This window comes from Geomonas subterranea, from assembly GCF_019063845.1.
Classification (GTDB): Bacteria; Desulfobacterota; Desulfuromonadia; order Geobacterales; family Geobacteraceae; genus Geomonas; species Geomonas subterranea.
Window position 1 is genome coordinate 1,068,618 of record NZ_CP077683.1, and the last position, 20,474, is coordinate 1,089,091.

The 20,474-nt window shown below is 61.8% G+C and carries 19 protein-coding genes; 17 read left to right on the plus strand and 2 right to left on the minus strand.

The window, feature by feature from the left end; genetic code table 11:
- The first annotated feature begins 48 nt into the window (after positions 1-48).
- The 6 genes from KP001_RS04665 (at position 49) to KP001_RS04690 (ending at position 5,309) form a co-directional block, all read left to right on the plus strand.
- Positions 49-1,221, plus strand: a complete 1,173-nt coding sequence (locus tag KP001_RS04665) for an SPOR domain-containing protein (RefSeq protein WP_217288408.1) — start codon at positions 49-51, stop codon at positions 1,219-1,221.
- Positions 1,222-1,225: 4 nt separating this feature from the next.
- Entirely contained in the window at positions 1,226-2,140 is a 915-nt protein-coding gene (locus KP001_RS04670; protein ID WP_217288409.1) for a hypothetical protein, read from the plus strand.
- A gap of 16 nt (positions 2,141-2,156) precedes the next feature.
- The gene (locus KP001_RS04675) at positions 2,157-3,041 is read left to right on the plus strand and encodes a GTP-binding protein (protein WP_217288410.1); all 885 of its coding nucleotides are present in this window, start codon (positions 2,157-2,159) and stop codon (positions 3,039-3,041) included.
- A 3-nt stretch (positions 3,042-3,044) separates the two neighbouring features.
- A complete protein-coding gene (locus tag KP001_RS04680; protein ID WP_224956712.1) occupies positions 3,045-3,728 on the plus strand; it encodes an MgtC/SapB family protein in 684 nt (227 codons plus the stop codon).
- 54 nt (positions 3,729-3,782) lie between these two features.
- Entirely contained in the window at positions 3,783-4,319 is a 537-nt protein-coding gene (gene rbr / locus KP001_RS04685; RefSeq protein ID WP_217288411.1) for a rubrerythrin, read from the plus strand.
- A gap of 168 nt (positions 4,320-4,487) precedes the next feature.
- Positions 4,488-5,309 carry a cytidylate kinase family protein gene (locus tag KP001_RS04690; protein WP_217288412.1) on the plus strand — a complete coding sequence of 274 codons (822 nt, stop codon included), beginning with the start codon at positions 4,488-4,490 and terminating at the stop codon, positions 5,307-5,309.
- A 121-nt stretch (positions 5,310-5,430) separates the two neighbouring features.
- Here KP001_RS04690 and KP001_RS04695 read toward each other — a convergent pair whose 3' ends face one another.
- On the minus strand, positions 5,431-6,288 hold the full coding sequence (locus tag KP001_RS04695; protein ID WP_217288413.1) for a PHP domain-containing protein: 858 nt from the start codon (positions 6,286-6,288) through the stop codon (positions 5,431-5,433).
- A gap of 141 nt (positions 6,289-6,429) precedes the next feature.
- On the opposite strand from KP001_RS04695, the gene KP001_RS04700 reads away from it, so the two are divergent.
- The 6 genes from KP001_RS04700 to KP001_RS04725 all read left to right on the plus strand — a co-directional run bounded on the left by KP001_RS04700 (position 6,430) and on the right by KP001_RS04725 (position 11,702).
- Positions 6,430-6,654 (plus strand): hypothetical protein, encoded by a 225-nt coding sequence (locus KP001_RS04700; RefSeq protein ID WP_217288414.1) that lies wholly within the window; start codon positions 6,430-6,432, stop codon positions 6,652-6,654.
- Positions 6,655-7,311, plus strand: a complete 657-nt coding sequence (locus KP001_RS04705) for an endonuclease III domain-containing protein (RefSeq protein WP_217288415.1) — start codon at positions 6,655-6,657, stop codon at positions 7,309-7,311.
- 109 nt (positions 7,312-7,420) lie between these two features.
- The gene (locus tag KP001_RS04710) at positions 7,421-8,278 is read left to right on the plus strand and encodes an NAD(P)-dependent oxidoreductase (protein ID WP_217288416.1); all 858 of its coding nucleotides are present in this window, start codon (positions 7,421-7,423) and stop codon (positions 8,276-8,278) included.
- Between the two features lie 327 nt (positions 8,279-8,605).
- Entirely contained in the window at positions 8,606-10,411 is a 1,806-nt protein-coding gene (gene ftsH, locus KP001_RS04715; protein ID WP_217288417.1) for an ATP-dependent zinc metalloprotease FtsH, read from the plus strand.
- 387 nt (positions 10,412-10,798) lie between these two features.
- On the plus strand, positions 10,799-11,278 hold the full coding sequence (locus KP001_RS04720; protein WP_217288418.1) for a YehS family protein: 480 nt from the start codon (positions 10,799-10,801) through the stop codon (positions 11,276-11,278).
- A gap of 151 nt (positions 11,279-11,429) precedes the next feature.
- Entirely contained in the window at positions 11,430-11,702 is a 273-nt protein-coding gene (locus tag KP001_RS04725) for a hypothetical protein (protein WP_239027893.1), read from the plus strand.
- On the opposite strand, the gene KP001_RS04730 is transcribed toward KP001_RS04725, so the two are convergent.
- On the minus strand, positions 11,699-12,367 hold the full coding sequence (locus tag KP001_RS04730) for a hypothetical protein (protein WP_217288419.1): 669 nt from the start codon (positions 12,365-12,367) through the stop codon (positions 11,699-11,701). The two genes, KP001_RS04725 and KP001_RS04730, sit on opposite strands and share 4 nt — an antisense overlap.
- Before the next feature lie 255 nt (positions 12,368-12,622).
- Between KP001_RS04730 and KP001_RS04735 the strand changes: the two genes are divergently transcribed.
- From KP001_RS04735 to KP001_RS04755, 5 genes are all read left to right on the plus strand, one after another.
- The gene (locus KP001_RS04735) at positions 12,623-13,408 is read left to right on the plus strand and encodes a dienelactone hydrolase family protein (protein WP_217288420.1); all 786 of its coding nucleotides are present in this window, start codon (positions 12,623-12,625) and stop codon (positions 13,406-13,408) included.
- Positions 13,409-14,315: 907 nt separating this feature from the next.
- Positions 14,316-15,581, plus strand: a complete 1,266-nt coding sequence (locus KP001_RS04740; protein ID WP_217288421.1) for a metallophosphoesterase family protein — start codon at positions 14,316-14,318, stop codon at positions 15,579-15,581.
- Positions 15,572-18,535: an AAA family ATPase gene (locus tag KP001_RS04745; RefSeq protein WP_217288422.1), complete on the plus strand. Its 2,964-nt coding sequence runs from the start codon at positions 15,572-15,574 to the stop codon at positions 18,533-18,535. Before KP001_RS04740 ends, KP001_RS04745 begins: the two co-directional genes overlap by 10 nt.
- A 144-nt stretch (positions 18,536-18,679) precedes the next feature.
- A complete protein-coding gene (locus KP001_RS04750; RefSeq protein WP_217288423.1) occupies positions 18,680-19,576 on the plus strand; it encodes a DMT family transporter in 897 nt (298 codons plus the stop codon).
- A gap of 197 nt (positions 19,577-19,773) precedes the next feature.
- Positions 19,774-20,457 (plus strand): site-2 protease family protein, encoded by a 684-nt coding sequence (locus tag KP001_RS04755; RefSeq protein WP_217288424.1) that lies wholly within the window; start codon positions 19,774-19,776, stop codon positions 20,455-20,457.
- Positions 20,458-20,474 lie beyond the last annotated feature (17 nt).

Here is a 20,474-nt window from a genome sequence, read left to right on the forward strand (position 1 = left end):
CCCGGGCAGGCTTAATTTCGAATGTCATGACCAGGGAGGATGAGCCAGATGGCGAAGCAATTTACACCGGAAGAAGATGAAACCGTGGAACAAAAGAAGAGCTCGCAACAGCGGCTCCTTTTGCTTCTGCTACTGCTCATCGCCCTTTTTGCCTACCTTTACTTTTTCACCGGACTGATCAAGCCGCGTAATGAGGCCTCCGCGCCTCCGCCGCCCGCGCCCGCCCCGGCCGTCGTGAAAAAGCCGCTGCCGCCGCGCCCCCAGGATGCCGCATCTTCCGCCCAGGGCACGGCCGGCAAGCCGGGTGAGGCCAAGCCTGGCGAGGCAAATACCGCCCCTGCCGGCAAGCCGGGGGAAGCGAAACCCGCTCCGGCCGCCAAGCCCGGGGTGCCCGCCGCCGCGGCGGCGAAACCAGGCGCACCGGCACCGGCCGCTCCGGCCGCCAAACCGGCGCCTGCCCCACACCCCGGCAAGCCTGCAGCCGCTGCACCTGCCGCGGCAGCCAAGGAGGCCAAACCGTCCGCCGCGGCGAAGGAAGCCAAACCCGCCCCGGGTAAGGAGACCAAGCCGGCCGCGAAGGAGGCGAAACTCGCGGCAAAGGAAGCCAAACCCGCTGCAGCGGCCAAGGAGACCAAACCCGCCGCTGGCAAGGAAGCAAAATCTGCCGCCGCCAAGGAATCCAAGCCTGCCGCCAAGGAGGTCAAAGAGACCAAGCCCGCCAAGGTAACCAAGGCAACCAAGGCCGCTGCCAAGGCGAAACCGGGCGCGTTCGCCCTGGAACTCGATACCGAGGTTGCCGAAAGCGAAGTCGCCTCCGTGACCGCCAAGCTCAAAAAGGCCGGTGTCGCACCTGTGGTCACCACCAAGACCCACAAGGGTGAGCCGATGCACCGTCTGTTCCTGGCCGATTTCGCAAGCCGCGACGAGGCCGCCGAGGAACTCGGGCGCCTGAAAGGGGTGGCGCCCAACGCCTTCATGCTGAAGGAGGGGGGGCGTTACGCTGTCTACGCCGGCTCCTTCATGAGGGAAGGTAAGGCTGCCGTGGAGCAGGACCGTCTCTACGACAAGGGGGTTCGCCTGGTGCTTAAAAACGCCAACATCCCGGTGACGGTGGTGAAGGTTCGCGGAGGCAGCTTCGCGGATCCGACCAGCGCCGAGAAGGCGGCGGCCAACCTCAAGAAAACCGGACTTTCGGCGAAGGTCGTCAAGGCAGGGAAATAGCCGGGTGTCTACGAAAGTAACCTTCAGGATTTCTGCGGCTGCGGCCCCGTACATCGGGGCCGGCAAGCCCAGGGAGAACCGGCTTCGTGCCGCGTCCGGCGGCGTCGAACTCCCGCCGGGGGACCTGGTGGTGCTTCTGTACTACCTCTGCCACGACTCCGACCAGCAGGTGAAACAGCAGGCGATGGCAACGCTGCGTTCGCTTGACCGGCCGCTGCTGGAGCAGGTCCTGTCCGACCGCGAGCTCCATCCTCAGATCCTGGAGGCCCTGGTGCAACTGCACTGGAAGAGACCCGACGTCGCGCCGCTCCTCTTGGGCCACCCCAACCTGAGCGAGAAGGCCTCGGCCTTTCTCCGGGCGCAGGGCGTTGCCGCCGCCGCGAACGCTCCCCAGCCGGTGGCGCAACACGCTGCGCCCCACAAGGAGCACGACCTGGAAGAGGTGGATGAGGGGGATGAGGCTCCCGGTCCGGACGACGACGAGCCTATCGACGAGGAGGAGTACCAGTCCAAGTACCAGATGTCGCAATCGATGGGGGTTAGCGACAAGATCAAGATGGCTATGACCGGGGACAAGGAGTGGCGCACCATCCTGATCAAGGACAACAACAAGCTCGTCTCGGGTGCCGCGATCAAGAATCCGCGTATGACCGAATCCGAGGTGCTCACCATCGCCAAGTCGCAGATACAAAATGACGAGGTGATCCGGGTCATCTGCGCCAACAAGGAGTGGATCAAGAACGGGCAGATCAGGAAGGCCCTGGTGGAAAACCACAAGACGCCTTTGCCCAACGCGCTCCGCTTCCTGGGGACCCTTGGGGAGAAGGATCTTGCCAACCTCGCCAAAAGCAAGAACATCAGCACGGTTATTGCGACGCAGGCGCGCAAGATTCTGTTGAGCAGGAAGGAAAAAGCGTAATTCAGGGGGATCTCGCATGGCTCTTGTGAACCAGGCAAAACGCGAAATAAACGCGAAGATAGTATTTTTCGGGCCCGGGCAGGCGGGGAAGGGTACCAGCCTCCGGCACGTGTTCAACAAGCTGAAACCGGAATTCCGCGGTGCGTTGAAGGTCATGAGCGTGCAGGGCGCGCGCATGCTGTTCTTCGATTTCACCCCGCCCGGCGACGGCAACGTCGACGGCTTCCGGGTCCGGTTCCACCTCTACACCGTCTCGGGGCCGCAGGTCGATCCCGCCGCGTGGAAGATGGTCCTCAAGGGCGCCGACGGTGTCGTGTTCGTCGCGGACTCAGCGCCGCAGCGGCTAGCCGACAATGAAGCCTCGCTTAAACAGCTCGGGGAGTACTTGAGCGGGTACGGCCAGTCCTTGGGGGGCATCCCTGCGATCCTGCAGTACAACAAGAGCGATCTCCCCGACGCGGCTCCCCTGGACCAGCTGGAACGGCAGCTGAACCCGTCGCGCCTGGTGAGCTTCAAGACCAGCAGCCATACCGGCGATGGGGTCCTGCAGGGGCTCATGGCGCTGGTGAAGAGCGTTTTGACCGGGCTGCGTGCCAAAGGTACCGAGGCCATATCAAGCGGCGAAGGGCTGCAGCACATGGTGGAAAGTCCCGCTCCGGCGGCTCCGGCTCACCGTGCCCCGGACGCTCCCCCGGCTGCGCCCGCTCCCGCGCAGGCCCCTGCCGTGCAGGCAACGGCTGCCCCGGCCATGGCGGCACCCGCGCAAGATGCGCTTTCCCTGGAGATAGCTGGCGACCCGGTGACCGCCGGTGATCTGATCCGCGTTCCGCTCACCATCCGTAGCGGCGACCGGGAGAAGACCGTGGTGCTGACCCTGTCGCTCGGGCTTTCCGAGGAGTAGCCGTTGGGGCCCGAATTCGATGTCCACATGTTGTGCCGCCTGATGCTCGCCTCGTTCCTGGGGGGGCTGATCGGCCTTGAGCGTGAGATCCACGGCCGTCCCGCCGGGTTCCGGACTCACCTGCTGGTCTCTCTCGGGTCGTGCCTTTTCAGCATCACCTCGCTGGAGATCTACCGCATCTTCGGCAATTTCAGCGGTAGCGGCCCGGTCGGCGTCGATCCCGGAAGGGTGGCCGCCCAGGTCGTCACCGGCATCGGTTTTCTTGGCGCCGGCGCCATCATCCGCGAGCGTGCCTCGATTCGCGGCCTTACCACCGCTGCCTGCCTCTGGGTCGCGGCGGCCCTTGGCGTCGCCTGCGGCATCGGCCTGTTCTGGCTGGCCGTTTCTGTGACCCTGGTGGCGCTTGCGAACCTGCTGCTGCTGAAGGAAGTGGAGAAGCGGCTGTCGCGCGACACCTACGTGCTGGTCAAGGTCTGGGGGGAGGACCGCGGCGATTTCATCTCGCGGGTCTACGAGACCATGGGGGCAAGCGGCATCGAACGAATGGACGCCAAGCTGCAAAGGGACATGGAACATGGCGTCATGTTCCTGGAGTTCCAGGTGAAACAACCCAAGACGGCGACCTCGGCAGACCTCCTGGCGCGGCTGAGCTCCATCGAGGGGGTGAAGAGGGTGGGAATCGACTGACCCCGGACCTGTCTTGGTAAAAGGGGAAGGACTACTTTGAAAGGAGAACAGAGCATGGCGGAACTAAAAGGAAGCAAGACCGAGAAGAACCTGCAGGATGCATTCGCCGGCGAGTCGATGGCGCGTAACAAGTACACCTACTATGCGGCGGTTGCCAAGAAGGAAGGTTACGAGCAGATCGCTGCACTGTTCCTCGAAACCGCGGAGAACGAGAAGGAGCATGCCAAGCTGCATTTCAAGGCGCTCTCCGGGCTCGGCGACACCATCACCAACCTCAAGGCCGCTGCGGCTGGCGAGTATGCGGAGTGGATCGACATGTACCCCCGCATGGCCAAGGAGGCCCGTGAAGAAGGCTTTACCGCCATCGCCGCCATGTTCGACGGCATCGCCGCCATCGAGAAGGCTCACCAGGAGCGCTACAAGGCGCTGCTGGCTTCGATAGAAGAGGGGACTGTCTTCAAAGAGGAGCTCCCCACCAGCTGGAAATGCCGCAACTGCGGCCATATCCACGAAGCGACCGACGCGCCGGACATCTGCCCGGTCTGTCACCACCCGAAGGGATACTTCGAGCGCGTGGCCGAAAACTACTAGCTCCATCGCGCGTGGGGGAGGGCTCCTCTCCCACGCGCATCCACGCTTGTCCCACATCTGGCCTGCCTCTACCCCGCGTGCGGTTTCTTGAAATCATCAAAATTCCTTGTATACGGACGAGTTTACATGCTATGATGCGGCGGTTTCTCATTAGCAAAGGAGGCTTGCATGGCAATCATCACAATATCCAGGGAGATGGGTACCGGCGCCTATGCCATTGCCAAGGAACTGGCGAAAAAGCTCAAGTACACCCTCGTTGACCGTGTGAAGATCGAGGAACTGGCCCCCGCATACGGCCTCACCCCCGAGATCCTGGAACGGGTGGACGAGAAGCCCCCGTCATACCGGACCGCCGAGGACCGCCTCCAAGCCGCGCACCTTGCCACCATGGAACTCATCCTGCTGGACTGCGCCAAGAAGGGTAACGTGATCCTTTACGGAAGGGGCGCGCAGGATCTCATCAAAGTATTGACCAACGTGCTGAGGGTCCGCTTCATTGCGCCCTTTGAAGACAGGGTGGAAAAGTTCGCCGAAAGGGAATGGATCGACCCGGATCTGGCCCGCGAGCTGATCAGGAGAAGCGACCACCAGTTGGGCGGCTTCATCCATTTCTACTTCGACCGCGACTGGAACGATCCGCTGGCCTATGACCTCATCTTCAACACCAAGGCTTCCAGTCAGCATGCCATGATAGAAGCAGTCATCGCCGCGTCCAAGGATGCCCGTCTCAAGGAAGGCGAGGAGGAGTCCATGGCGCTGCTCGAAGACCTGATCGTGGCCAAGAGGGTCGAGGCCGAGCTGCTCAAGTCTTCGCTGGCCCGGGCCCTTAAGTTCTGCATCAGCTGTGAGGACGGGGTGGTCACCTTGGCCGGCCACGTGCAGAGCGAGGAGGAGATCGAGGAGGCCATCGAGCTGGCCAAATCTGTCGAAGGTGTGAACGATGTCGAGAGTGAGCTGGATGTGCTCAGCTATAAGCCTGTCAAAGACTAGGGACTAGGGACTAGGGACGGGCAGCGAAAAAAGAGGGGCTGGGCGCTAGGTGCGCGGGGAGAAACCATTTCGGTTTTCCATCCCGAGCCCCCAGCTACCAGCCCCTTTGTTTTGTCAGCCCTTAGCCTCTTTCCCTTTGCACCCGCTTCAAGGCCTCCACGCAGCTATAGGGGATGGCCATGGAGCCCTTGCCGGTGCCCATGCAGATCCCTTCCTCGATGCCGTGGTAATCGGAACCGCCGGTCCAGATAAGCCCTTTTTTCCCGGCAATGGAGACCAGGAAGGCGCTTTCCTGGTCATTGCAGACGTTGTTGAAGGCCTCGACACCGGATAGCCCCATGGCGCAGAGCTGATCGATGATCGTGTTGAGCGTCTCGCGGTCGTTGGTGATGGTGGTGGGGTGGGCCAGTACCGCTACCCCTCCGAGCCTCTGTATGGTTGCCAGGGCGTCTTCCATCGGGAAGTAGCGCTTGGGCACGTCGCACGGGAGCAGGTAGCGCACGAAGGCGTCCTGCATGTCGCGGGCGTACCCCTTGCCCATCAGAACCTGGGCGATGTGCGGGCGTCCCAGCGCACCTCCCGCCAGGGCTGCCGCCTCGGCACTGGATATGGGCGCTCTCCCCTCTGTGGCGAGCTTTTCGTTGATCCGTTCCACGATGGCGTCGCCGCGGGCCTCCCTCCTGTCCCGGAACTCCTTGAGAATCAGATGCAGTTGCGGATCCCTGTGATCGAGCAGGTATCCGAGCAGGTGTACGTCGCGGAAGGAGCCGTAGGCCACTGAAAATTCCACGGCGGGAAGCACCTCCACGCCGGCGGTCGCGCCCGCGGCGAGCGCCTCATCGATGCCGTCCACGGCGTCATGATCGGCCAGCGCGATCGCCTTGAGGCCCAGTCCCTTCGCCATGGCCACCAGTTCGGTCGGGGTGCGCACCCCATCCGAAAACGTGGAGTGCATATGCAGGTCTACCAGTTCTTTCATGTGTCTCCCCAGAATTTGAATCCCGCCATTATAGGGCTTTCTCACGTTTGTGCAACCGTTAAGGGCGCACTTATCAGTTGCCTTGACCGGTACCATCTAGTATAAGGAAGCATTACTTTTCAAAATGAAGCAGAGGTGTGTGTGGCGAAAACAAAGGGTATGGCAGGTGCGGTGTTCGCTCTGTCAACGTTCATCATAGGTGGAATTCTCACCTTTACCGGTCTTGGCCTGATAGCTTTTATGAAGAACCAGGATCTGCTCGGTTGGGGCGAAGGGCGCAGCATCGGCATTCTGCTGGTTTGCGTAGGCCTGCTTGCTTCAATCATGGGGGTGCTGGTGATGCGCGTCATCACCAACAGGCTCTAGATGAAGGATGACCAGATCCACCGGGCCGTTGCGATCCTGACCGAGGCGGTGAAGTCCTGGGTGAGTCCCGCGGTGACCATCGTCGCCACGCAGGACGGGGATCCTTTCAAGGTGCTGGTTTCCTGCATCCTGTCGCTCAGGACCCGCGACCAGACTACGGCTGAGGCATCCGCCCGCCTCTTCGCCCTGGCCGATAATCCCGGGAAAATGGCCTTGCTCGATCTGCAGCGTATCGAGAGCGCCATTTACCCCGTCGGTTTCTACAGGGTCAAGGCGGAACAGATCCTGGATATCTCGCGGATACTGTGTGAGCAGTATCACGGCGCCGTTCCCGACGACCTGGAGACGCTGCTCACCTTCAGGGGAGTGGGGAGAAAAACGGCCAACCTGGTGCTGACACTGGGGTTCGGCAAGCCCGGCATCTGCGTCGACATCCACGTGCACCGGATCTGCAACCGCTGGGGGTACGTTACGACAAAGACCCCTGAGCAGACAGAATTCGCCCTGAGAAAGAAGCTTCCGGCGCAGTACTGGATTATAATCAACGATCTTTTAGTTACTTTCGGGCAGAACCAGTGTACGCCGGTTTCTCCGCGTTGCTCAACATGTCCGCTGTATCTGCTTTGTGACAGGGTGTCAGTTGCCAAATCAAGATAAAACAGTGTTGCACAAACTTGCTCTTTGAGTATAATGGGGCCTTGAGCTTGAACAGCTGAATAAAGATGATATCCGCTGGTGCGTTGCATCAGCCACTCTTGGGGGGATCATGCTTAAAAAGATAGGTTTTGTGGGACTGGGCACCGTCGGTGTTCACATGGCAGCCAACCTTGCCAAGTCGGACTATCAATTAACGGTGTTTGACCAGGACGCAAGTGCGATGGCCGAACTTTCCAAACTCGGCGTGAAGGTCGGCGAATCGCCGATGGCGACTGCCAAGGGGCAGGACCTGGTCATCGTCATCGTGCCGGAGAGCAAGTACCTGGTTTTTGGCGAGAACGGAGTCCTGGAAGGGATCGATCCCGGCACCATTCTGGTCGACATGGGCACACACTGCCTGGAAACCATCGAGCGCATGGCCGAGGAGGCCAAGCAGCGCCGGGTCATGTTCCTGGAGGCGCCGGTCTGGGGGAGCAAGGAGCATGCGGCCAACGGTCTGCTCACCATCCTGGCCGGAGGCGACGAGGCCCTTTTGGGACGCTGCCGTGAACCTTTCTCCTACTTCGGGCTCAATATCATCCACATCGGCAAGATCGGTGATGCGACCCGCATGAAGCTGATCGTGAACCTGCTTCAGGCCGAGATGATGCAGTCGCTTTCCGAAGGGCTCGTGTTCGGCGAGAAGATGGGCTTCAAGCCCGACAAGATCCTCGAGGTGCTCGATTCCGGCGGGGTCGCCTCGCCGCTGTTCCACTCCAAGGGGCGTTCCATTGCGCGTGGCGATTTCAGCCGCAATCTGGCGCTCAAGTATGTCGACTCGCAGATGCGCCGCGTACTGGAGATGGCCGAGAAACTCGGGCTTGATCTCCCTGCGGCCAAGACCGTGGCCGAAATTTACGACCAGGCCGTCAAGGACGGCAGAGGCGAGGAGGATTTCTCCGCCATCGTGAAACTGCTGCGCAAATAAGTTCGCTTCCGGCACTGCTGCCCAAAGAGGCACCCCAAAAGGGTGCCTCTTTTTTGTTTCTCCTCCCTTTTTCTATCTCCCCGCATTCATTACTTCTTCCACGCCTTTTAAAAATGAAAAAAAATTGTGTGTACAAAAATCTTCCTGCTGAAGTAAAAATAGATATTCAATTTTTTAGAGGTCGTCTGATTTCGATTTAGCAAGTGCTAATTGTTGTTTCTACGCTTAAAAAACAATAAGCACATTTCACTGTTACGGTTAACATAGCTAAAGTTTGTATTGTATAAGCCGTGACGTTATTACTACTACAGTAGTAATTGGAGAACTATGGGGAACACGAGAAACAAGAAGCTTATGTTGTTGGGGCTGTCATTGAGCTTTTTGGCCGTGGCCGGATATGGCCTCTATTCCTGGCAACAATCACATGCTGACCATAGCAGGCAAATCAGCTACACCACCTTCATCCAGAAAGTTTCAGCCGGCAACATAGCCAAAGTGAGGATCGTCGGCGACGAGATCACCGCTCATGCCACAAACGGCGAGAAATTCAGCCTCTTTCTCCCGGCGGGCGCCTACCTGGGCGACCTGCTCATCGCCAAAAAGGTCGACTTTTCGTCCACACCTCCTTCCAGCGGACCCAACTGGTTCGAAATCGGTTTCCTGGTCGCCATAGCCGTCTTCCTGTTTGCGGTGCTCAGGCGTTTCACCGGCATTGGTAAAAGCCGGGCCAGGATGGTCGACTACTCGCAATCGGCCGTACGCTTCGGCGACGTCGCCGGCGCCGAAGAAGCCAAGACGGAACTTCTCGATACGGTTGAGTTTCTGAAGGATCCCGAGAAGTTTTCCACCTTGGGCGGCAAGATGCCCACCGGGGTGCTCCTGGTAGGCCCTCCGGGAACCGGCAAAACCCTCATCGCACGGGCGGTCGCGGGTGAGGCCGACGTTCCTTTCTTCTCGATATCCGGGTCCGAATTCGTCGAGATGTACGTCGGCGTGGGCGCCTCCCGGGTGAGAGACCTGTTCGCACAGGCCAAGAAGGCGGCGCCCTGCATCGTTTTCATCGACGAGATCGACGCGGTCGGGCGCAAGCGCGACGCTGCCGCCGGTGGCGGCGCGAGCGACGAGCGCGACCAGACCCTGAACCAGCTGCTGGTCGAGATGGACGGCTTCGAGGTCAACGCGGGGATCGTCCTCCTCGCCGCAACCAATCGTCCCGAAATCCTCGATGCAGCTCTCTTGCGGTCCGGGCGTTTCGACCGCCAGGTCACCGTGGGCTCCCCCGACATCAGGGGGCGTGAAGCGATCCTCAAGGTGCACGCGAAGAACGTCCCGCTGCACGAGGAGGTCGACCTGATGGTGATCGCCCGGGGCACCCCCGGCTTCTCCGGCGCCGACCTGGCCAACGTGGTGAACGAAGCCGCCATCCTCGCTGCGCGCTCCAACAAGGGCTCCGTCGAGATGATAGATTTCGACCTCGCCAAGGACAAGGTGTTGATGGGGGCCGAGAAGAAATCGATGGTCCTGTCGGACAAATTGAAGCTCTCCACCGCATACCACGAGGCCGGGCACGTGCTGGTGGCAAAGCTGACCCCGGGGTGCGACCCGGTTCACAAGGTAACCATCATCCCGAGAGGGCGGGCGATGGGGGTGACGATTCAGATCCCCGAAGAGGACATCTACTGCTACACCAAGGAGATGCTGGTCGCCCACTTGAAGGTGCTCATGGGGGGGCGCGCTGCCGAGGAACTCATCTACAGCACCACCACCACGGGGGCAGGGAACGACCTGGCACGTGCCACCGACACAGCGCGCAAGATGGTCGGCGAGTGGGGTATGTCCCGCGCCTTCGGTCCCGTCGCTTTCGGGCACAACGAGAGCACCGACAACGGCGGGAACGCGAAGAAAGGCTTCAGCGACGTTACTGCCCGGGAGATTGACAATGAAATCCGTTCCATCGTCACTGGTTGCTATTCCGATGTGGTCGCCTTGTTGCGGAACAACATGGATGCCCTGGAAAGGCTGACCCAGGAACTCGTTGCCAAGGAAACCCTCGACGCCGCAGAGATTGATGCCATTCTCGGATTGCCGCTGCCCGTTGAGGAGGCAGGGATGCAGGCTGCCGTCGCCGCATAATCTGGTCCCCGGCAATCCACGACATGACAAGGCCCCTCTGCGCATGGCAGAGGGGCCTTGTCATGTATGTGGCACGGATGCGAGAGGTCTTGCCACATGCGCGAAGGGTCCTGCAACGCCTGTTCGGAGGATGCTCCCGACAAACGCGAAAGGATCCCCGGCAAACGCGAGGGGGATGCCGGCTGGTGTGTGAGGTGTCCCGACCATCTCGGAGGGGGGGGGCTGACAGTTGCGGACGGTTTCCCGACTGTTGCGAGAGGTGTCCCGGCAACTGCGCGAGGCCTTGCAAATCGAAAGCGCGCCTCAATAACTTAACTTGCAGACCGCATAGGTTAAATGCTATGTAGTAACCGGGCTGCGGCCCGCATGAACAGACAGGAGCACCCGATGACCAATAACGACGTCTTCCGCAGATTGCGCTACGCGCTGAACCTCAACAACCAGGCTGTTGTGGAGGCCTTCCGGCTTTCGGACATGAAGATGGGGCAGGCGGACATCACCAGCTTGGTCAAGAAGGATGATGAGGAAGGTTTCCGCGAGTGCAGCGATGAGGTACTGCAGGCGTTCCTGGACGGCCTGATCGCCTTGAAGCGGGGCAAGCGGGAAGGGGGGGATGGCACTACGCCCCCCTCATCCGCTCAACTGACCAACAACGACACCCTCAAGAAGATCCGCATCGCCCTGAGCCTGAAAGAGGACGAGATGCTGGCGATCTTCAAGCTCGCCAAGTTTCCGGTCTCCAAGTCCGAGCTGAGTGCGGTGTTCCGCGCCAAGGGGCAAGATAATTACAAGCCCTGCGGCGACCAGATGCTGCGCAATTTTCTCAAGGGGCTCACCATGAAATATCGGGAAGGTGCCCAGAACTAAAGGCTGAAGGGAGGTTCACCTGGACCGTCACGAAGTCGAAGAGGCCGCCGTCGCGGCCGAAACTGCCAATGCTGAAGCTGCCCCCGGAACCGCCAAGGCTGAAGCTGCCGAAGTCATCGAGCCGGCTGTCATCGCCAGCGGCTTGGCCGCGGTGCGCAAACGCCGCTGGTGTCTCTGGATCGTCCTCATCGTTTACCTTCCCACCATGTACGTGACCCAGAGGATCACCCATTCCTTCAGCGGTTCCATGCCCGTGTTTTTCGCCTGGTTCGCTGTGCTGCTTTGCGTCATGTTCTATTCCGCCACCGCTCGTTGCCCGCGCTGCCGCAATTACTATCACATGCAGGGCATGGCGCTGCTTTACCTGCGCAAGTGCCTGCACTGCCAGCTTCCCCTCAACGCTGACAAGGGTGATTCCTTCTAGGGAGTACCTGCTCCGGTACCCCGGGGCGATTCGTCGTATGCCTTCCGGGCCCTGTCTACCGCTGCAAGCTCCGCTTCGAGTTCGTACAAGAGGTTGTCCGCATCCACTTCGCTCTTGCGCATGAATATTTCCATGTCTCTCACACCCTGCTCGCTCAACTCCCGGGACAGGTGCTCCTCGATGGCCCCGATGTCGAATTCGAAGGCGCGGTAGGCCCGCTGTACCGCTTGCCCCTGTTCCGCGATGGGCTCGAACGCATCTCCCAGCTCCATGCGCGGCAGCCGTGCATTTCGTGACAGCCTCGGGTAGCGACATTCCCCTGCCGAACTTTCAGCCTCCACCAGGTACGAGTTCCCCTGGTAATGCATCCCGTCGGCGTGCTGCACCAGCTTCTCCCCAGCGCCGGTCATGAAGTTCACCTCGTCCCTGAAGGCGCGGTAGGCCCGCGGCAGGTCGGCTTCGTCGGCGAACTTCACGTCATCAAGCGCCTTGCGCGTTTCTCGTGTCTTTAGCTGCGCGTACTGCAGGTCGTCCTGCACCGTCTGCAGCGAGGTGCTGGCCCCCTGCCGCGATCCGCCCCACCACGACGTGCACCCCGTCAATGAAATCCCAATGAGGACCAACGCCAGCCAACCGGGAGAATGAGGCGAATTCAGTTGTCTCATGACAGGCTCCTGTTATGCTAATGCGATTAGCTAATCGTACTTAATGTGCAACCGGTGTCAACGCGACAGGCTGAACAATATCCGCGCCAGTCGTCCGCGCCGCGATTAAAGCAACGTGGCAAAGAGGGCGCTGCAGCAAACTGCGCCTTTTTGGTAAAATGACCGTAGTTGGCGTCTTCGCTAATGAGACGATCGGAGATTCAATTAGAGCTGCGTTTGCCGTCTTCATTGGTGATCAGCAGCGTGGAGGAAATCATGAAAAAGTACCTTCTGGCTTTGATGATGACCTTGGTGGCGCAAGGAGCCGGCGCCGCCGTGGTGGGACACAACGTCGAGTATCACCAGGGCGACACGGTCCTCGAGGGATACCTGGCGTACGACGATTCCATCAAGGAAAAGCGCCCCGGCGTGCTCATTATCCATGAGTGGACCGGAGTGAGCCCATACGAGAAGATGCGCGCTGAGCAACTTGCCAAGCTCGGCTATGTTGCCTTTGCCGCCGACATCTACGGCAAGGGGGTGCGCCCGGCCGGGCCCGAGCAGGCGGCTAAGGAAGCGGCCAAGTACAGGGGTAACGACCGCAGCCTCATCCGCGCGCGTGCCGCGGCAGGACTGCAGAAGCTGGCGGGGTTGCCCCAGGTTGATCCCAAGCGGCTGGCTGTCATGGGGTATTGCTTCGGCGGCACGGCAGCGCTGGAGCTGGCGCGAAGCGGCGCCGACCTCCTGGGTACGGTCAGTTTCCATGGCGGGCTCAGCACTCCCAACCCGGCGGACGCAAGGAACATACGCGGCAAGGTGCTCGCGCTGCACGGCGCGGATGACCCTTACGTGAAACCGGATGAGGTGGCCGCCTTCCAGAAGGAGATGCGTGACGCCAAGGTGGACTGGCAGATGAATTTCTACGGGAACGCGGTGCACAGCTTCAGCAATCCCAAGTCCGGCAATGACAACAGCAAAGGGGCCGCTTACAACGAGAAGGCCGACCGGCGCTCCTTCGAGGCCATGAAGCTCTTCTTCAACGAGATCTTCGCTGCCCGCTGACGGGCACGGCATCGACGTCCACCGCTCCTCCCCCCGGAGGGGGAGGTCGGGAGGGGGAGGTCGGGAGGGGGGAGGTCGGGAGGCTGGACCGCCGGAGGCCCAACAGCGCCTTGTCCACCCGGCGCTGTTGGGGCAGATAATCATTTGCCCCCACCGGCGCCCCTGCCACCGCTGATGACAAGAGCGGCTTTGGTGCGGCAAGAGGGGCGAATGATGATTCGCCCCTACGGTTAGAAGGCGTGCGGACATGGCGGATCCCACCGTAAATCGTCCCACCAACACGGCTTGCAGCGCTACCGGGAGATGCGGGATTTCAGCCGCACCGCGAGCCCTCCGGTTCACAGTCGCCTCCCGGCGGTATCTTCGTGGTGCAAAAGCACGCCGCTTCCCCCACCCCCAACCCCCTCCCGTCAAGGGAGGGGGGCACGATGTTCACCACGTCCCCGACGAAAACGACGTCCTCGATGCCGGCGAACAAGCCGAAGCACCGCCCTCACCCCCGCCCCTCTCCCGGAGGGAGAGGGGAGAGGGGAGAGGGGAGAGGGGCACGCGGCCAAGGGCGAACCGGGGCATCCGGGGAGGGTAGCAGTGCCGCGCCCGCCCAAGGCGGCCCCGTGTTCCCACACGAGCGCATCACCCGGGACGACATCGAACCCTACTGCGAGCTGGTGGCGCCGCGTACGCTCCCTTACCTGGCCGACCGGCCGCTGACCCTGATCACCTGCCGTACCAACATCTACGCCTGCAAGTTCACCAAGCACGCCACCAACCTCCCATCGCCTTGCCGCGCTGAAGCAGGACCCCTGGCCGGAACTTCGAGCTGCGGCAAAAGTTGCCAGGTTAGAGAGCTTGACTTGCCCCCGCGGGCGGCGTTATACCTGTGCAATTCACTTTTCCCGGAGCATCCATGCCCGTTCGCTTCATCCACACCTCCGACGTACATCTCGGCAAGACCTACCGCGGCTCCGGCTGCGACGCCAAGCGCTACCAGGACTTCTTCTCCACCTTCGACGCCATCGTCGCCGATGCCGTGCGCGAACGGGTCGATTTCGTCCTGATCGGCGGCGACCTGTTCCATACCGGCCAGATCCTCCCTAAGACCTTCGCCAAGACCATCGAGATCCTGCAGCCCTTGAAGGACGCCGGCATCCCCTGTCTCGCCGTCGAGGGAAACCACGACTGGATCCACCGCCGCGACAGCGTCTCCTGGATGGAAGCGCTCTCGCAATTGGGCTACATCTCTTTGCTGCGCCCCGCCAGGAGTGCGGACGGCGGCTACCTCTTCGACCCCTTCGATCCCGAACAGGGGAGCGGCGGGCACATCGAGGTCAAGGGAGTCAACATCTACGGTCTCGGCTACATCGGCTCGCAGGCGGGGAACCACGTGCCGCGCATCTGCGACGCCATCGGCACCAGGCGCAACATTTTGCTCTTCCACGTCGGGGTCTGGACCTATTCGCCGGTCGAGATCGGCAACATAAAGCCCGAGGAGGCGCAGCCCCTGGCCGCATGTTTCGATTACGTCGCGCTCGGCCATGGCCATAAGCCCTACATCGTCAATGATGCCGACGGCCGCCCGTACGCGTTCAACCCCGGCTCGCCCGATTGCGTCAATTTCGGGGAAGAGCGCTACGACAAGGGGTATTACCTGGTGACGTTGGCGCCGGACGGCGCGGTCGCTCATGAATTCCGGCGCACCTCGCCGCGCCCGATGCTGGTTGTCACCGCGAACCTTGATGGCGCGGGCAATGCCGCGGATGCCCTGGAGCGGTTCAAAAGCCAGATGGCGGAGAAACTTGCCGCGTGCGGAGATGAGCGGGCCCCGCTCGTGGAGGTGCGTCTGGCGGGGAAGGTCGGCTTCCACCCATTCGAGTTGAGCCGTGACCGTTTGCGCGCGTCCTTGTGCGAGGTCTGCGAGCCGCTGCACCTTGAGATCAAGAACCACCTCTCCCTGGTTTCCGGAGGGGGAGGGGAGGAGAAGGTCAAGAAGAGCCTCGCGGAGATCGAGCGGGACGTGCTGGGCGAGTTGATCGGCGCCAACAGCCACTACCAGGGGCGGGTGGAGGAGCTGACGCGCCTGAGCCTGGCGCTGCGGGACCTGGTGCTCAAGGGAGACGTGGAAGGCGAAGAGCTGCTGAGCCTGCTTTCCTCGGGAGGTGACCAGTGCGCATAGTCTCGGTCCACCTCAAAAACATCAAGTCGCACCGCGACAAGGAACTCGTCTTCTCACCCGGAATCAACGTCCTCTCCGGCGCAAACGGCTCGGGGAAGAGCACCATCTTCGAGGCCATCGGCTATGCCCTGTTCGGCGTCGACGCCAAGGATTTCGTCTCCAACGCCGAACGCTTCCTCACCATCGGGACCAAGCGCGGCGAAATAGCTGTGGTGTTCGAGCCGGCGCCGGGCGAGCTGTACCGGGTGACCCGTACCGTGGGCACCGCAGGCAAATGGCTTCTGGCCAAGGAAATCGGTGGCGACTTCGAGGTCGAGGAGCACGCCAACATGGAGGAGACCGGGGCACGCATCGCGCAGCTGCTCGGGCTCTCCGCCGCTCGTCCGCTGTCGGAGCAGTTCAAGCTGGTGATCGGCCCCTTCCAGAACGACTTCCTCGGCCCCTTCGTGATCAAGCAGCCTGCCAAGCGCCAGGACGCCTTCGACGAGATCCTGGGGATCGACGCTTGGCGGAAGACTCAAGATAAAACGAAGGCTTTGACCAGCACCATTAAGGCAAAGCTTGACGTGCTGCAGGCGGAAGTGGATAGCAAGTCCGAACAGATCGCCGTCCTTCCCGCCAAGGAAGAGGAACTGGCCGTCTTGCGGGCGCAGGGCGAGACCAAGCAGGCCGAACTGGCGACCAAGACCACGGAGCTTGAACACGCAACGGCCCTGCTGACGACGCTGGAGTCGAAAAAGGTGGCGATCCAGTCGGTTCAACAGGACGTGCAGGGGCTGGAGGAGCGTGTCGAGTCCGGCAAGAACTACGTCTCGACCCAGCAACTCCTGGTCGAGCAGTCGCGGCAGGCGGCGGCTGTGGTCGCGGCCTCGACTGCAGGAAAGCAGGGGTACGACGCGGCGGAGGCAAGGCTCAAGGCCCTGCGCGAGCAGCAACAGCAGAAGCACCAGCTGGAAAAGAAACTTGCCGACCTCGAAAAGGAGCAGGGGAGCGTTCAGGCGATGCTGGATGCGGAGAGCCGGGAACTCGAACTCGCCAGGTCTTCGATGGACGAGGAGCGCAAGCGCCTGAAGCGCGACCAGGACGCACTGGCGGCGGCCTTGGCGGAGCAGAAAAGGCTGGAAGCCGATGCGGCCCAGGGGCTGGCCGCGGCGGAGCAGAGTCGCCTTCTTTTCCGCAAACTCCCCATGCACACCATGGAGACTACGCTCCCTTACCTCAACGTCGCACTCAGCCGGATCGAGGACATCGACCGGCAGATCCGGGAACGCGAGAGCGTCCTGGCCGGTTCAGAGCCGCTCAAGACGGAGGCAGGGCAGTTGGCGGCGCGCCAGGTCCGGCTGGAGCAGATCCAGACGCGGCGGTCCGAACTGGCCGGGCGCAGGCATTCCCTGGTCGAGGGGCGCGACAAGATCGGGGCGGGCGCCTGCCCCTTCTTCCAGGAACCCTGTCAGAACCTGCAGGGGGCTGATCCGGCCGGCCTCTTCGAAGCGCGTATCGCCTCCCTCGATGACGAGATAGCCGGACTTGACCGTGAGGCGGCCGACCTGGCGTCCCAGGTGAGTGCCGCGCAACAGGCCGCTCGCGAACTGGCAGGCCTCGAGCAGGTGGCCGTGGAACTGGCCAAGGCGGGGGGGGAGCGGAGTAAACAGGAAGAAGAATTCAGCGCCAACTACGCCCGGATCGCCACGCCCGCACTTCGGGCTCCGCTTGAAGAGTGGCTGGCAACTGCCGGTGTTGCCGATGTTTCCGTGGCTCAATTGCCGTGCGTTGAGCTCGACCTGTCGGCTGCCCCACAGCAGCGTCGCGACGCGCTGGCTCAGGCAACCGATGCCTGGCAGGGCATCATCGCCAAGCTGGAAACGACACTGGAAGAACGCGTGAAACAGGCGGCCGGGCCGGTTCAGGAATCCGCCCGAAAGCTTGCCGAGCTATCCGCACGGGGGGAGGCGCTGGCACAAAAGGAGCGTGAACTTGCCGGCGCACAGGAACGTGCCGCCCGGCGCGAGCAGTCCGTGGCGCGGCACAACGCTCGGTTGGCCGCGTTGCTGACCGAGGTCGGTGCCCGAAAAACCGAGATCGCCGCTTTCGCAGATGTGGAGCGGAGCGTGAAGGACGCGGAGGAAGAACTGGTCCGCTTCCAGCCGGCACGCGACAGCTACATAGCCAACCTGAAATCGGCTGAAGAACTCGGTAAGCACCAGGAGACACTGGAGAAATACCAAAGGGGATTGCAGACACTCGCGTCGACTCTGGCCGCCAGGCAGGCGGAAATGGCAAAGCTTGTGGCCGATTACCGCCCTGAGCAGCATGAAGCCGCGAAGCACGACCGGGAACTGCTGGTGATGGCGGCCACACGGCTTACATCCGAGATCGGCGCCATTGCCGAAGGGGTGTTGCGGCTGGAGGGGGAGACCGCCGCCTTGCGCACGGTTGCCGCCGAGATCGAGCAGAAGCTGGCTGCCATCGAGAAGCTGAAGGAGCAGGCCGAACTGGTCAAGTTTTTGCGTAACCAGGTGTTCAAGAACGTCTCGGCCCAGCTTTCCGAGCGTTTCCGGGAAGAGATCAGCTTCCGCGCCGACCGGATCTACCGCAGCATCTGCGAGTCCGACGAGGAACTCTTCTGGGGCGACAACTACCAGATCGTCCTGAAGGACATGGTGGACGGTACCATCAGGGAGCGCAGCGACGACCAGCTCTCAGGCGGGCAGATGATGAGTGCCGTCGTGGCGCTGCGCCTGGCGCTGCTGCAGACCATCGGTGCCCGCATCGCTTTCTTCGACGAGCCCACCTCCAATCTCGACGCCGAGCGGCGCGAGAACCTGGCCAAGGCCTTCCGTGCCATCGATGTCGGCCAGGAGGAAGTCACCGAACACTGGTACGACCAGCTCTTCCTGGTGAGCCACGACGTGAGCTTCACCGAGATCACCGACCAGACCATCCAGTTAGATTAAGCATCTTCTCCCACTCCCTCGACGGGAGGGGGCAGGGGGCAGGGGGGTGGGTGAACTGGCCACTGGCGCCAAACCTGCCTCGGGCACCTTACCCCACCCCCTTTCCCCCTCCCGCAAGGGGAGGGGGAATAAGGACTTTTGTTCATGAATAACAAGCACCTGGGAGCCTGGTATATCGTCGCGTCGGCGGCGGGATTCGCCACGCTCGGCATCCTCATAAAAAGCGCCTTCGCCGGCGGCGCCAACATCAGCACGGTCCTGGCGGGTCGTTTCCTCCTGGCCGGCATCTTCCTTTACGGCATCCTGCGCGCCCGCGGCGTCAACTGCGGCCTGGACCGCAGGACTGCGCTGCAGCTCATCCTCATGGGTGCGGTCGGCTACGGCGGCATGTCCGGCCTTTACGCCAACGCCATCCACTACCTCCCCGCGTCGCTCACCGGGATGCTCCTTTACACCTATCCCGCCCTGGTTACCGTTCTCGCCCTGGTCGTTGGGGACGAGCGTTTCAACGCACCGAAGGGGATCGCGCTCGTGGTCTGCTCGGTAGGGCTCGTGCTGCTGCTGGGTGCGTCGTTCGAAGGGGCGCGACTGGCTGGCGTCCTTTCCGTCCTTGGAGCCGCGGTCATCTACAGCTGCTACATCATCATCGGCAACCGCATCCTCAAGAACATCGACCCCATGGTTACCTCGCTCTGGGTCTGCACCGCCGCCGGACTTGCCTTTCTCTGCTACGGCGCCGCCAGAGGCGAATTGATCCTTGAGCTTACCCCGCGCGGATGGCTTTCCATCGCCGGTATCGCCGTCTTCCCGACCCTGTTCGGCGTCATGGGCTTCTTCGCCGGCCTGCGCCTGATCGGCGCCACCAACGCCTCCATCATCAGCATGTTGGAACCGCTGATCACCGTGCTCCTGTCCGTCATCCTGCTCGGCGAGAGGATCACCCCTTTGCAGGGCTTCGGCGGCGCCGTGCTCCTGTTCGGCGGCCTCATCCTCCAGCTTTGGGGGCACGAGGCGCGGCACGAGACGGTGACCGAGGTTTAGTGGCGGATTGTTGACCCCGCCCATTGATGATTGCCAATCGGCGGCGCCCTCACCCGGCCTCCGGCCACCCTCTCCCAGAGGGGAGAGGGGGACATGCTGAGGCATCCCATCCCTCTCAATCGCCCGCCATCGTTGACTTTCCGGCACCGATCTGCTAGAGACATAGGGCTTGTAGCTAACCCGGCTTAAAGGACGTCATGGAACAGTTCTTCATCAAGTTGTCCATCATGCTGGTCCCCGCGCTGATGGCAATTACCTGTCACGAGGTATCCCACGGCTACATCGCTGACAAGTTCGGTGATAACACAGCCAGATACCTTGGGCGCCTGACCCTCAACCCGCTCAAACATCTCGATATCGTTGGCACCCTGCTGATCTTCGTGGTTGGTATTGGCTGGGCGAAACCGGTGCCGGTCAATTTCGGCAACCTGCGCCACCCGAAGAGGGACATGATCTGGGTGGCTGCCGCCGGCCCCATCACCAACTTCTGCCTGGCGACCGTTTCGGCCCTGGCCATGCGCGCCTTGATAGCCGGCACCCAGGGCGCCCCCGAAGGGTCCATGCTGGCTGCGTTCGCGGACCCCGTTACCCTGATGCTGGCGTTTTCGGTCTACATCAACCTGCTGCTCGGCGTGTTCAACCTGATCCCCGTTCCTCCCCTGGACGGCGGGCGGGTCGCCGTGGGGCTGCTGCCGTACGGTCCTTCCATGGCCCTCGCCAGGGTGGAGCCCTTCGGCATGATCATCATCGTGGCCCTGGTGTTTTTCACCAATGCCTTCAGCTATATAATTGCGCCCGCCCTCAACTTCGGAGTGCACCTTCTGGCCGGTCCCTACGCGAACCTGGTCTTCGGTGTCACCAAGCTCATGATGAAGGGGTAGGGGAGCAGAATCCAAAA